Origin of the sequence: Bacillus sp. A1, from assembly GCF_042296235.1 — a bacterium.
Taxonomy (GTDB): Bacteria; Bacillota; Bacilli; order Bacillales; family Bacillaceae; genus Bacillus; species Bacillus velezensis.
The window spans coordinates 3,962,803-3,975,763 of the sequence record NZ_CP141181.1 but is presented as its reverse complement, the minus strand read 5'-3'; the positions used below and the strand labels follow the sequence as shown (position 1 = coordinate 3,975,763).

General features: G+C 47.7%; 13 protein-coding genes. 7 read left to right on the top strand and 6 right to left on the bottom strand.

Features of this window, described 5'->3' with window-relative positions:
- Positions 1-4 precede the first annotated feature (4 nt).
- Both ahpF and ahpC read right to left on the bottom strand, forming a co-directional pair.
- Positions 5-1,534, bottom strand: coding sequence for an alkyl hydroperoxide reductase subunit F (gene ahpF / locus U2H13_RS19585; protein WP_007614902.1), 1,530 nt, complete (start codon positions 1,532-1,534; stop codon positions 5-7).
- Positions 1,535-1,547: 13 nt separating this feature from the next.
- A complete protein-coding gene (gene ahpC, locus U2H13_RS19580) occupies positions 1,548-2,111 on the bottom strand; it encodes an alkyl hydroperoxide reductase subunit C (protein ID WP_004393188.1) in 564 nt (187 codons plus the stop codon).
- 299 nt (positions 2,112-2,410) lie between these two features.
- Between ahpC and U2H13_RS19575 the strand changes: the two genes are divergently transcribed.
- Complete coding sequence (locus U2H13_RS19575) at positions 2,411-3,097, top strand: VOC family protein (protein WP_191389375.1); 687 nt, start codon at positions 2,411-2,413, stop codon at positions 3,095-3,097.
- Between the two features lie 36 nt (positions 3,098-3,133).
- On the opposite strand, the gene U2H13_RS19570 is transcribed toward U2H13_RS19575, so the two are convergent.
- The 3 genes from U2H13_RS19570 to U2H13_RS19560 form a co-directional block, all read right to left on the bottom strand.
- Positions 3,134-3,589, bottom strand: coding sequence for an RDD family protein (locus tag U2H13_RS19570; protein WP_004393190.1), 456 nt, complete (start codon positions 3,587-3,589; stop codon positions 3,134-3,136).
- A 69-nt stretch (positions 3,590-3,658) separates the two neighbouring features.
- Positions 3,659-4,825, bottom strand: coding sequence for an MFS transporter (locus tag U2H13_RS19565; RefSeq protein WP_029972996.1), 1,167 nt, complete (start codon positions 4,823-4,825; stop codon positions 3,659-3,661).
- 77 nt (positions 4,826-4,902) lie between these two features.
- On the bottom strand, positions 4,903-5,214 hold the full coding sequence (locus tag U2H13_RS19560) for a helix-turn-helix transcriptional regulator (RefSeq protein ID WP_014471266.1): 312 nt from the start codon (positions 5,212-5,214) through the stop codon (positions 4,903-4,905).
- 142 nt (positions 5,215-5,356) lie between these two features.
- On the opposite strand from U2H13_RS19560, the gene U2H13_RS19555 reads away from it, so the two are divergent.
- Together U2H13_RS19555 and U2H13_RS19550 are read left to right on the top strand one after the other, a co-directional pair.
- A complete protein-coding gene (locus U2H13_RS19555; RefSeq protein WP_088056360.1) occupies positions 5,357-5,776 on the top strand; it encodes a DUF5391 family protein in 420 nt (139 codons plus the stop codon).
- A gap of 130 nt (positions 5,777-5,906) precedes the next feature.
- Positions 5,907-7,127 (top strand): PQQ-binding-like beta-propeller repeat protein, encoded by a 1,221-nt coding sequence (locus U2H13_RS19550; protein ID WP_089072494.1) that lies wholly within the window; start codon positions 5,907-5,909, stop codon positions 7,125-7,127.
- 37 nt (positions 7,128-7,164) lie between these two features.
- Here U2H13_RS19550 and U2H13_RS19545 read toward each other — a convergent pair whose 3' ends face one another.
- Positions 7,165-8,502 carry an aldehyde dehydrogenase family protein gene (locus U2H13_RS19545; protein WP_014419305.1) on the bottom strand — a complete coding sequence of 446 codons (1,338 nt, stop codon included), beginning with the start codon at positions 8,500-8,502 and terminating at the stop codon, positions 7,165-7,167.
- Positions 8,503-8,643: 141 nt separating this feature from the next.
- On the opposite strand from U2H13_RS19545, the gene U2H13_RS19540 reads away from it, so the two are divergent.
- From U2H13_RS19540 to U2H13_RS19525, 4 genes are all read left to right on the top strand, one after another.
- The gene (locus tag U2H13_RS19540; protein WP_071182090.1) at positions 8,644-9,801 is read left to right on the top strand and encodes a TetR/AcrR family transcriptional regulator; all 1,158 of its coding nucleotides are present in this window, start codon (positions 8,644-8,646) and stop codon (positions 9,799-9,801) included.
- 246 nt (positions 9,802-10,047) lie between these two features.
- Positions 10,048-11,097, top strand: coding sequence for a fatty acid desaturase (locus U2H13_RS19535; RefSeq protein ID WP_061862603.1), 1,050 nt, complete (start codon positions 10,048-10,050; stop codon positions 11,095-11,097).
- A gap of 118 nt (positions 11,098-11,215) precedes the next feature.
- Entirely contained in the window at positions 11,216-12,352 is a 1,137-nt protein-coding gene (locus U2H13_RS19530; RefSeq protein ID WP_014419302.1) for a sensor histidine kinase, read from the top strand.
- The gene (locus tag U2H13_RS19525; protein WP_007407848.1) at positions 12,349-12,948 is read left to right on the top strand and encodes a response regulator transcription factor; all 600 of its coding nucleotides are present in this window, start codon (positions 12,349-12,351) and stop codon (positions 12,946-12,948) included. Before U2H13_RS19530 ends, U2H13_RS19525 begins: the two co-directional genes overlap by 4 nt.
- Positions 12,949-12,961: the final 13 nt, after the last annotated feature.

Genomic DNA, 12,961 nt, shown 5'->3' with positions numbered 1-12,961 from the left:
CACATTAATTTCGGATCAAATAATCAAATGCGCCTAAAGCGGCAGTTGCACCTGATCCCATGGAGATAATGATTTGGTTGTACGGGCCGTCTGTGCAGTCCCCTGCGGCAAATAGGCCGGGAACGCTTGTCGCGCCGCTCTTATCGACGATGATTTCGCCGATGCGGTTGCGTTCGACAGTTTCGTCTAACCATTCTGTATTAGGCACGAGACCGATTTGGACGAATACACCTTGAAGTTCAACGTGTTTTTCTTCGCCTGTTTCACGGTCAACGAACGTAATGCCGTTTACGTTTTGATCGCCAGTGATTTCTTTCGTTTGTGCATTTTTGTGCACAGTGACGTTTGGCAGGCTGTAAAGACGTTTTTGCAGGACTTCGTCTGCTTTCAGTTCAGGCGCGAATTCCAGCACAGTCACGTGATTGACGATACCTGCAAGGTCAATCGCCGCTTCGATTCCGGAGTTTCCGCCGCCGATAACCGCTACGTCTTTGCCTTCAAACAATGGTCCGTCACAGTGCGGGCAGTATGCAACACCTTTGTTTTTGAACTCTTGCTCACCAGGTACGTTGACATTGCGCCAGCGGGCACCTGTTGAAAGGATCACTGTTTTACTTTTCAGTACAGCGCCGTTTTCAAGTTCAAGTTCGAAGAGGTCTTTTTTCTCAAGGCGTTTCGCGCGCTGAAGGTTCATGACGTCAATATCATAATCTTTCACGTGCTCTTCAAGGCTTGCAGCGAGCTTCGGTCCTTCAGTCGCTTTGACGCTGATGAAGTTTTCGATGCTCATGGTGTCGAGTACCTGGCCGCCGAAGCGTTCAGCGACGACACCGGTGCGGATGCCTTTACGCGCCGTGTAGATCGCCGCGCTTGCGCCGGCAGGTCCGCCGCCGACAACAAGAACGTCAAACGGCTCTTTGTCGGCAAACTCAGACGCATCTGCGCCGCTGCCCATTTTCGCGAGAATCTCTTCGATGGTCATACGGCCGCTTCCGAAAGATTCACCGTTTAAGAAAACAGTCGGAACAGCCATAATGTTTTTGCTTTCTACTTCTTCTTTGAATGCCGCGCCGTCAATCATTGTATGTGTGATATTCGGGTTGAGCACGCTCATCATGTTTAATGCTTGGACGACATCAGGGCAGTTGTGGCACGTCAGGCTGATATAAGACTCGAAGCGGTATTCTCCGCTGATGTTCTTAATCTGGTCAATGACCTTTTGATCAGCCTTAGGCGCTCTGCCGCTGACTTGAAGCAATGCCAGCACTAAAGATGTAAATTCGTGGCCGAGAGGAACACCGGCGAATGTAACGCCTGTGTCTTCTCCGGTACGATTAACGCTGAAGCTCGGTGTTCTGTTTAATTCAGTTTTTTCAACTGAAATTTTAGATGACATGGAAGCCAGCTCGTCAACAAGAGCCAGCATGTCCTTAGAAGTGTCATCGTCACCGGCGCTTACTTTGAGAACAATGTCGTTCTCAATTAGCTGCATGTATTGATTTAATTGTGCTTTGATATTTGCATCAAGTACCAATGGAATGCACTCCTTAGATTTTACCTACCAAATCAAGGCTAGGTGTAAGTGTTTCGCCGCCTTCTTCCCATTTAGCCGGGCAGACTTCACCTGGGTTTTGACGAACGTATTGAGCTGCTTTTACTTTGTTTACAAGGTTGCTTGCGTCACGGCCGATACCGCCTGCATTGATTTCAACTGTTTGGATCACGCCATCAGGATCGATGATGAATGTTCCGCGGTCAGCAAGACCAGTTTCTTCGTCAAGAACGTCGAAGTTGCGGGAGATCGTTTGAGATGGGTCACCGATCATTGCGTAAGTGATTTTGCCGATTTTTTCAGAGCTGTCATGCCAGCCTTTGTGTACGAAGTGAGTATCTGTAGAAACAGAGTATACTTCAACACCTAATTCTTTCAGTGCAGCGTATTGTCCTTGAAGATCTTCAAGTTCAGTCGGGCAAACGAAAGAGAAATCCGCTGGGTAGAAGCAGAAAACGCTCCATTGACCTTTCAAATCTTCGTTTGTTACATCGATGAATTCACCGTTTTTGAAAGCTTTTGCTTCGAATGGCAGTACTTCTTTTCCGATTAAAGACATAATATCTTCCTCCTGAAATGTGATTTGAAATATATTAAAAAGACAAAGCATTCACTTTATCTTTCAATAATAATTCTAATTATATATAGATTATTAAATAACATTTATTTTTTGTCAAGCTATATGGGGTATTATTTTCTGCTTTTTTTTGCTTCAGACGTTAAAAAACGCCTGGTATAAGCGGTTTGGCGCTGTTTGTCATGTGTAGCGCCGGGCGAGAGGGGGATTCTCAATTGGTGAATCGAAACAGTGGGAATTAACCCCTCTATATGGCAGTATAAACCAAAGGGGGTATGATCATGCAAATAAATAACATTACTTTGTACAGTTGTGCGTTGGAGGAGACGAAACACTTCTATGGACGGGTGTTAGGTTTTCCTTTAATTGATGAGTCCGGTGATTCGTTTACCATCAAGGCGGGAGAAAGTGAGTTGGAATTCAGGCGCGCCGATTCTCACTCTCAACCGACGTATCATTTTGCGTTTAACATTCCGAATAATCGTTTTGATGAGGCGAAGGCGTGGATAAAGGATAAAGTCGTTTTTCAAACGGAAGATGGGGAGGATGAGGTGTATTTCTCCCATATTCAGGCGCGTTCCTTTTATTTTAAAGATCCGTCCAACAATCTGGCGGAATTCATCGCGAGAGACACATCGCCGGCAAGCGCGGAACGTTTTTCGATTGAGTCCGTCCTGAATATCGGCGAGGTGAATCTGACGGCTGCCGAGGTGGTATCGACCGGGAAGGAGCTGCAGCGTTTCGGCATTCCGGTGAGAAAGCATGCGCCTCTTAGTGAAAACGGGTTTCATTTTATGGGTGATTACAATGATGGGGCGTTTTTGCTTTTAGGGCCGAACGGGCGCCGCTGGATTTTTTCTGATCAGCATGCGGAGTTTCATCCGCTGTCTGTCGTTGTGAACGGGACGATCCGCATTGAGGCTGACGGAAAGGGCGGCATTGACATCAGGCGGGCACAGCCGTCATAAAAAAGCCCGGGCTCAAAAGGCCCGGACTTGAGGTCATTATTTATAGACAACACGGGTGCTGCACATGATGTCGTGCAGCGTTTTTTTCTCTCCGAAGGCACCCATGATGAATCCGATATAAAGAATGAGCTTAGATATGATATATGCGAAAGCGCGTCCGAAGGCCTGGCCGATGGAAATGCGTCCGCCATCTTCATTGACGACCTTAAGGCCTAGCAATGCTTTTCCCAGTGTCCCCTGCATCTTTGAGGCCGTGAGCAGGCTGAAATATAAGATACTGATCACAAAAGAGCTCACAAGAATCGGGATGACGCCGAACACCAGAAAAGAGATGTTAAACTGATTTTCGGTCATGAAGGGGTCAGCCGCCGCAACGCCTGCCGCAAATAAAAAAGAGACCATAAATTGAATGATAAAAATCGGAATTCCTATGATGATTTGATCAATGACGTAAGCCAGAAACCGAATCCAAAATCCTGCCGGTCTTTCCATGTATCTTTTTCTCTCCCTTTCTTTAATCTGGAATATTATACGTAATCATTCCGGATTTTGCAACGGAGCTTAAGCTTCTGCGAGCAGCCTCTTTCCCCATGCCAAGCGTCCCATGATCAGCCCGAAAGCCAGAAGGGCAAACATGATGCCGCACCACATCAGCTGATGGATTCCCAAATGGGAAATAAACCAGCCGCCCGCCGCCGTTCCGATGGTGATGCCGAGGTTGGAAAAAGAGACAAACAGGCTGTTGCCGAATTCGGGGGCCTCCTTTGCTTCCGCAGTAAGCCATGTCTGGCTGACAATGAGCCCGCCGGAATGAACGGCGCCCCATACGAAGACGAGGACGGCCATCGGCGCGAAAGACGTCCCAAACCCGTATATGAGCAAGTAGGCGGCTGTATAAAGAAGCGGAAACAGGATGACGGTCTTTTTCATATTTTTATATAACAAAGCGCCGAAGACGAAATTCCCGGCTATCATAATCACTCCGAAGCTCATCAGCATGAAGCTGACCCATGTGCCGTTCATATGGGACACCCGTCCGAGGTACTCCGCAAAATAGCTGTAGACAGAAAACATGGCCGCAAAGAGACAGGTGACGGCAGCGATATTAAGCCACAAGACCGGCTTGCGAAGGATGCCGAGCTGGCTTCTGAAAGACATGTTTTCTGTGACCGGCATGGATGGCAAAAAGAGAAGAATGCCCGTGAATGCGATGAGACTGATGATAGCGCCGAATAGGAATGCTGATTCAAGGGAGAGACGATCCGCCAGATAAGACGTGAAAGGCACGCCGAACGCAAAGCCGGCGGTGATGCCTGAAAAGACTTTCGTTACGGCTTTTCCGGATTGGCCGGCGGGGACAAGCCGGGCCGCGGCCGCAAGCGCTACAGAAAAGAACACCGGGTGGCATAAAGCCGGAATGATCCGAAACGCCAGCATGACACTGAAATGCGCCGTATACGCGTAGACCGCATTTGAAACGGCAAACATCAGCACCGCCAAAAGCAGAATGTATTTCCGGTTTATACCTGAAGCAAGCAAGGTTAAAAACGGTCCCGACACAGCGACGATGAACGCGAAAATACTGACAAGCCACCCCGCTTTTGAAGCAGAAATATGAAATCTGTCCGCCACTTGCGGAAGAACGCCGATAATGCCCATTTCAGTCGTGATAATTCCGAAAACCCCTAATGCCAAAAACAGAATGAAGATGGAGCTGCTTTTTTTCATTGTTATGTATGCCTCCTTTTATAACTACATATACAGAAAAATAGATATGTTAGAACAAAAAAAACCTCCTTTCATGGTTATAGCTGGTGCTGAACATAGTCAGCAAAGGCTTTAATTTGTTTTTCATTCCTTCTGTAATAGGTCCATTTTCCGATTCGTTCGGATTCCAGCAGGCCGGCTTTTTGCATGGTCAGCAGGTAGCTGGAGATGACGGACTGCGCAAGCCCCGACTTTGCCTGAATATCACCGACGCAAATTCCGGTGCGGAAACTGAGTCCCTGCTCAAGGTAAGGTTTTTCATCAAAATGGTCCTCCGGGTGTTTAAGCCACGTCATAATATCACTTCGTGTTTTGTTAGATAACGCTTTATGAATCAATATCGGTTCCATAACGTTTATTATATCTATTTTTCTGGATTTGTAAATTCGTTTTTGACAAAACATTCTCAAATTAAGTAAAAATCGTGCTAAAATATAACATATTATCAGATTACCGGTAAAAAAGCCGGGTTATTGTCAGGAGGATATTCACATGAATCAAAAGAAAAAAGGTACGGTTGCGGTGACCTTGCTTTCCGCTCTGCTGTTTTGTTTATTGCCGGTCCTCGTCTCGCTTTCTCCGCTTGCGGAAACGGGGCCGAACGCGAATCGTTTTAATTCCGCGGGCATGTGGGCCGCCGTCGGCCAGATCCTTGTTATATATGCGGTCCCGCTCATTATGTATATTCTCGGTATTCGTGTCATGAAAATCATCATGGCCGTTTTTTGCGGAATCGGGCTTATCATTTGCGCGGCTGTCTTGTTGGTGACGTTATTGACCGCAATTTCCTTAGGGCAGGAGCTGTCTCTTTATTACGGCCTTCTCGTTTGGTCAGGCGCGGCTTTTATCGTCAATGTGGTGTGGTATATTGCCGCGTTTCGATCATCCCCGAAGCATCAGCAGGCTATGTGACATTTGTTCTATAAATCTGCCGAAAATACAAATATTTCATAGGTTAATTATGGTATGATCAAAGTGATATAGCAGCTTTTAATAGAAACGGGAGGAACTGACATTGAAAAAAAAGACAGCTTCATTGCGAATGAAAACATTGGCGGCCGGCGCTGCGGTTGCTGCGGCTTTATCTGTGGGAGCGGTTTCTGATCTGCCGGGGGCAAAATGGCTGCATCCGGCGGCTGCTCAAGCTGCGGAAACGGTATTTAAACAAAATCATGCGGCATCCGGTTTCTTGGCGGGACGGTATGACGCGCAGGCGATGTCTCCGACGATGTTCAACTGGTCAAGAGAAAGCCGGTTTACAAGCACTGCCGATGGCGCATTAAAATGGGAAAAGAATGTTCCGGCCAATCCTCAAAACGGTGCGGGAGCCGCGGTTGACGGGGACGGCACCGTATTTATTCAATCAAAAGACGGGAAGCTGACGGCGTATCATCCGGACGGTACTGTGAAATGGGTGACGGAAAACCTCGGGACGACCTATACGCTGACTCCGGTGCTCGGAACAAACGGTGTCATTTATCTTCCTTCTCACGATAAAAAACTATATTTCATCGACAAAGAAACCGGAAACATTTTAACATCGGTTCCGCTGAGCGGAGCGCCTAGTTCCGATGCGGCTATCGGCTCTGACGGCACGCTGTATGTGTCGACGCTGGATAACTATATCTATGCGATTAAACCGACGTCGCCTTCGACATGGACGCAAAAGTGGAAGTTTAAAACAAACGGCGTGGTCGGCTCCGCTCCCGTGTTAGCGTCAAACGGCACGCTGTATACGGCAACGTACAATAATATCTTTTACGCGATCAATTCCGGAACGGGCCAAGTGAAATGGTCAAAAACGACGTCCAACGGGTTTAAAGGCTATCCGGTTATTGATAGAGACGGCACCGTTTACGCCGGAAACCAGGACGGCAACTTATACGCCTATACATCAACAGGTGCTGTAAAGTGGACGTTCCCGTTAAACGGTTTCTCCAGCTCTTCATTAGCGATCGACCATAACGGCAATGTGTATATCGGTTCCGGAAGCGGCGAGCTGTTTTCCATCAGCAAAACCGGCAATATGAACTGGTCTTTCTATACGGACGGGCCTGTAAGAACGGCGCCGCTGATTGATGCGGACGGCAATGTGTACTTCGGCTCTGACGATAAAAACGTCTATGCGGTTGACGCTGACGGTAATGAAAAATGGCGCTATCAAACAGACAGCAATGTCATTTCCTCCCCGGTTCTGGCTGAAGACGGCACGCTCTATGTCGGCACTTATACGAAACTGCTCGCATTCGGAGCAAAAAAATAATAAAAAAGAATCCGCGTCGTCTGCGCGGATTCTTTTTTTATTTAGAGGCTTGAATAAATACGCCTTTTTCATGAGAGAATTCTTTAAAGCCGTACACACCGTGATATGAACCGATCCCGCTCGTATTGACACCGCCGAACGGAAGGTTGACGTCAGTGAAATGAACGACGACATCATTGACAGAAGCATTGCCGGACGTCGTATGCTGCAGAACATAATCGATCAGCTCCTGATTATGGCTGAATACATACAAGGCAAGCGGCTTGTCCCGTTCAGTGATGTAATCAACGGCTTCACTGATATCTTCGTAATTCATAATCGGCAGAATCGGTGCGAAGATTTCTTCCTGCATGATCTTCATATCAGGCGTGACGTTTGTCAGCACGGTCGGAGAAATCGTGCGGTCATGCGCATCGAATACGCCGCCGAACGCCGTTTTCGCCCCTTTTTCAATGGCATCATCATACAGGGCTTTGACACGGTTAAAGTTGCGGTCGTTGACAATTTGCGTGAACTTGTTGCGGTCAACCGTATGATCATCCTCCATAAAACCTGCATTGACAATGGTTTGCAGGAGATCTGTAAAGGTGCTCTGCACTTCTTTCTTCATAAGGAGATAGTCAGGTGCGATACATGTTTGCCCCGCATTGACAAATTTGCCGACGGCGATTTTTTTCGCCGCGTCCATCAAATCATAGCCGCTGTCGATGATCGTCGGACTCTTTCCGCCAAGCTCAAGCGTGACGGACGACAAGTGCTTCGCCGCTGCCGTCATGACGATTTTACCGACATTCGTGCTTCCGGTGAAGAAAATGTGGTCAAACGGCTGGTCGAGCAGTTCTGTGGCGACATCGACCTCACCTTCAAAAATGGCGACTTCTTCTTCTTGAAATGCCTCGCGAATAACTGTCGCGGCGATATGGCTCGTCTCCATCGTAAAATCGGACAGCTTCACAATCGCGCTGTTGCCGGCCGCAATGGCAGCCGCAAGCGGAGCCATCGTCAGCATAAACGGATAATTCCATGGGCCGAGAATTAAGGTGACGCCTTTTGGCTCGTACATTAATACGCCGTCAGCGTCGGGGCTGACGGATGAGCCGACGCGTTTCGGCGCCATCCAGGTGTCGAGATTGTTCATATTATCTTTAATCGCCTTGATCGTTCCCTGCGTTTCCGCTCTTTTCACCTCATGATAAGGCTTGCGGACGTCCCGTCTGATCGCCTCGATGATTTCTTCTTCATGTGCGGTGACGGCATCTAAAAAGCGCTGAAGCTTTTCTCTGCGCTGCCCGGCTGTTGAAGCACGCAGCGTTTTTTGATTTTTTTTCTGAAGCTCAAAGACGCGTTTGATGTCTGCTTTTATATGCTGATCCATCGGTCTTCCTCCTCTGGTTGCTTTTTTGTTTCTTCAGGGCCTATTATAATGTGATGTGTTTTTGGGGCAAAGACAGCGTAAACACATCTATACGTTACCGTACAAATTGCGGTGATCTGTCTAATGAAAGGAGTGTCTCTTATGCCGGATTCTGTGACAACTGACATCAAACAAGCGCTTTTGGCCATGCTTGGAGAGCGGGATATCCGCCGTGTGACCATGAAGGACATCGCCGAACGGGCGCATGTGAGCCGGGGGACACTGTACCTTTATTACGAAGATAAATATGCGATTTTAGAGGATATAGAGGAAGAAATGAAAGACGGGCTGAGCGAAGCGCTTTATGATTCGCTGAAGAATAAAGATGTGCTTCATTTACATGGCGGATGGCAAAAAGTGCATCCGACCCTGTCTTTTGTTGACCGGCATCGGGAGTTTTTTCAAACGATGATGGACCGTCATAAAATGCCGTATTTTCACTTTCATGCTTTTTTAAAAGATGTGTTCCGGCATGATGTGCTGCTGTCACCGGTCAATGCGGATTTCTCACCGACTGAACAGGATATGTACATTCATTACCGCGCGTTATACACATATGCCATTGTGTTGTACTGGCTGAATGAGGAGCCCGGAGCATCCCCGGAAGCGATCAGCGGACAGGTGTGGGATTTAATTTCTCAAAAACGGTTTTACTGGCTGTTCGGCCGCCGGGTGCCGGAACAAGAAGAAAAAAAGCCCGCCGACCGCAGGGTGACCCGGACGAGGCAGGCCTTGCAAGAAGCCATGATCGGCTTAATGGCGGAAAAAAAAGAGTACGCGGCAATCACGATTTCCGATATTGCCCGTCAAAGCAACCTCCGCCGTGCCACTTTTTATGACCATTACGCCAACAAAGAAGCATTGCTGAAAACGATCATCCATCAATCATGCCGGGATCTGATCGGATTATTGACGGTAAAAGGAGAGCCTGCCGATTGCTCCATGGAAGAAGCGGAAGCCGCGCTCGTCCGTCTCTTTTCGGCACTGTCGGACGGCCTGCCGCTCGTCCATTTTCTGAGAGAGGGTTCGGGAGTGCCTGACGTCATCCCGGAAATGTTCAGAGCGCTGCAATCGTTTTATCTTCATCAGCTTCTGCACATTCAGGCGGGGAAAAAGCTCTATGCATACTATGTCGCGTCCATGCTCGTCGGCTTGATTCAATATCGTCTTCATGAAGGAAAAGACCACGCGCCGGACATGCTGGCCCGGGAGTTTCTGCAGTTTTTGGATGTGAAGAAGTATCGGGTGATTTTGCTGTGAGGATGATGAAAAAGAACTCAGCCGAAAACAGGCCGGGTTCTTTTTTGCTGTTTTCTTTGAGAAGTGCCGCTATGAAGTGTCCGGCGTTATCCCTTATAAAAAAGAAACCTTCATATGACGCCTGATCAGCATTTTGCCGCCAAACATGACAAATGTCATATTCGGGGCATGATGGCTGCTACTACAAAAGCGTCTGGCGCCCCGTTATACTTGGGATCATAATGAAAAAGAAGGGACATGACATTCATGATCAATCACGCCGCAACTCAAAAACAAGCGTCTTTAAAAAAGCAGGTTGCCGCATTTTCCGGCGCCGATACAAAGCATAGTGTCATTCAGCTTTTCAACACGTTTGTGCCGTTTTTTGCCCTTTGGTTTCTTGCTTACTTCAGCCTCGATGTCTCCTATCTTCTGACCCTCGCCTTTACTGTTATAGCAGCGGGATTTTTGACAAGAATCTTTATTATTTTCCACGACTGCTGCCATCAATCCTTTTTCAAACAAAAGAAGCTGAACCGGCTGTTCGGGTTTATTTCAGGTGTGCTGACACTGTTTCCGTTCCTTCAATGGCAGCGCAGCCACTCCATTCATCATGCGACGAGCAGCAACTTAGATAAACGGGGCACCGGCGATATTTGGATGATGACCGTCAAGGAATACAACGAAGCGTCAGCTTGGACAAAAATACGCTACAGACTTTATCGCAATCCGTTTATTATGTTTATTCTCGGCCCGATTTACGTATTTCTGATTAAAAACCGTTTCAATGTAAAAGGCGCCCGCCGCAAGGAACGCTGGAACACCTATTTCACGAACGCGGCGATTGTTTTATTGGCTGCTGCGACGTGCCTGCTTGTCGGCTGGGAAAACTTTTTGCTTGTTCAGGGTCCGATTTTCCTTATTTCGGGGTCAATCGGCGTCTGGCTCTTTTATGTTCAGCACACGTTTGAGGATTCTTATTTTGAAGCCGATGAGCATTGGGATTATGTGCAGGCCGCGGTAGAAGGAAGCTCCTTTTACAAGCTTCCGAAGCTTTTGCAATGGCTGACGGGCAATATCGGCTACCATCATGTCCACCACTTAAGCCCGAAAGTGCCGAACTACAAGCTGGAAGCCGCTCATGAGGGGCACGAGCCTTTAAAAAACGTACCGACCATTACGCTTAAAACAAGTCTTGAATCCATGAAATTCCGTCTGTGGGATGAGGACGAAAAGCAATTTGTCACCTTTCGGGAGGCGCGGAAAACACCGCTGCCCCAACCGGTACCGAAAGAACCTTTAAAGAAAAATGCCTGATATGGCGCGCGGCTCTTTCTCTTATCAGAAAGGGCCTTCTCTTCATACGTGAGGATGCAATGAAGGCGGTGTTTTGATAAAGTGATGGTAGACACAAGCAGCAGAAGGTGGAACAAAGATGAAGAAGTATTTTAAATTTCAAAAACTGAATGGGATTTCTCCTTATATATGGACGATTTTTTTCATCTTGCCTTTTTATTTTATTTTTAAAAGCTCTTCTACCTTTGTCATCGTGGCCGGCATCATTTTCACACTTGTTTTCTTTGGCGCATACCGCTTTGCATTTGTTGCAAAAGGCTGGCCGCTTTACTTATGGGCACTTCTTCTGATCGGCATTTCGACCGGCTCAGTTATGCTGTTCAGCTATATTTATTTCGCCTTCTTTATCGCCTACTTCATCGGCCATATCCGAGACAAAGTTCCTTTTTACATCTTATATTACATTCATATCATCAGTGCGGCGGTTGCCGTCAACTTCAGCCTTGTTCTGAAAAAAGGGTGGTTTTTGACACAAATTCCGTTTATCGTCATTACACTGATCAGTGCCATCCTGCTCCCGCTCACCATTCGAAGCAGAAAGGCAAGAGAGCGCCTTGAGGAGAAATTAGAATATGCAAATGAACGAATCGCCGATCTTGTGAAGCTGGAAGAAAGGCAGCGCATCGCCCGGGACCTTCACGATACACTTGGACAAAAGCTCTCCTTAATCGGACTGAAAAGCGACCTCGCCCGAAAGCTGATATACAAGGACCCTGAACAGGCCCGCACTGAGCTGAAAAGCGTTCAGCAGACGGCCCGCACCTCCTTAAATGAGGTCAGACAAATCGTCTCGTCGATGAAAGGCATCCGATTGAAGGATGAGCTCGGCAATGTTCGGCAAATTCTTGAAGCGGCAGGAATTGAATTTGTGTATGAAGAAAAAGAAGCGCCAAAACATATCTCTTTGCTGAACGAAAACATCGTCAGCATGTGCATTAAAGAAGCCGTCACCAATGTCGTGAAACACAGCGGCGCCAAAGTATGCCGCATCACCATTCAGCAGCTTTGGAAAGAGGTTGTCATTACGGTGGAAGATGACGGCAGCTTTCAATGCAAAGAAGACCGCTTTTTTTCAAAGGGGCACGGCCTGCTTGGAATGAGGGAACGTCTTGAATTCGCAAACGGCAGTTTAGCCATCGATACAGCCGCCGGAACAAAGCTGACCATGAGAATCCCGAATGATTCAAAATCAAAAGAAAAGGATGGTAGCAGATGATCAACATCTTCATTGCCGAGGATCAGCAAATGCTGCTCGGCGCACTCGGTTCACTGTTGAATTTAGAAGAGGATATGACGGTTGTCGGCAAAGGCACAAGCGGCCAGGATGCCATCGATTTCGTGGAAAAACATGCGCCCGACATCTGTCTGATGGATATCGAAATGCCCGGGAAATCAGGTCTTGAAGCGGCAGAAGAACTCAAGGACAGCGGTGTGAAAATCATCATTTTGACGACCTTTGCCCGCTCCGGCTATTTTCAGCGGGCGCTAAAAGCAGGCGTCAGCGGGTACATGCTCAAGGACAGCCCGAGCGATGAGCTCGTCAGCGCCATCCGCAGCGTCATGAAAGGAAGACGCGTCTACGCACCTGAATTAATGGAGGACATCTATAGTGAAGAAAACCCGCTGACCGAACGGGAAAAAGAGGTGCTCGAGCTTGTCGCAGACGGAAAAAACACGAAAGAAATCGCAAACGCCCTCAGCATTAAAAGCGGCACAGTCCGCAATTACGTTTCGATGATCCTTGATAAATTAGAAGTGAAAAATCGGATTGAAGCCATTACCCGATCAAAGGAAAAGGGCTGGTTTAAGTAACCCGCCCTCAGCT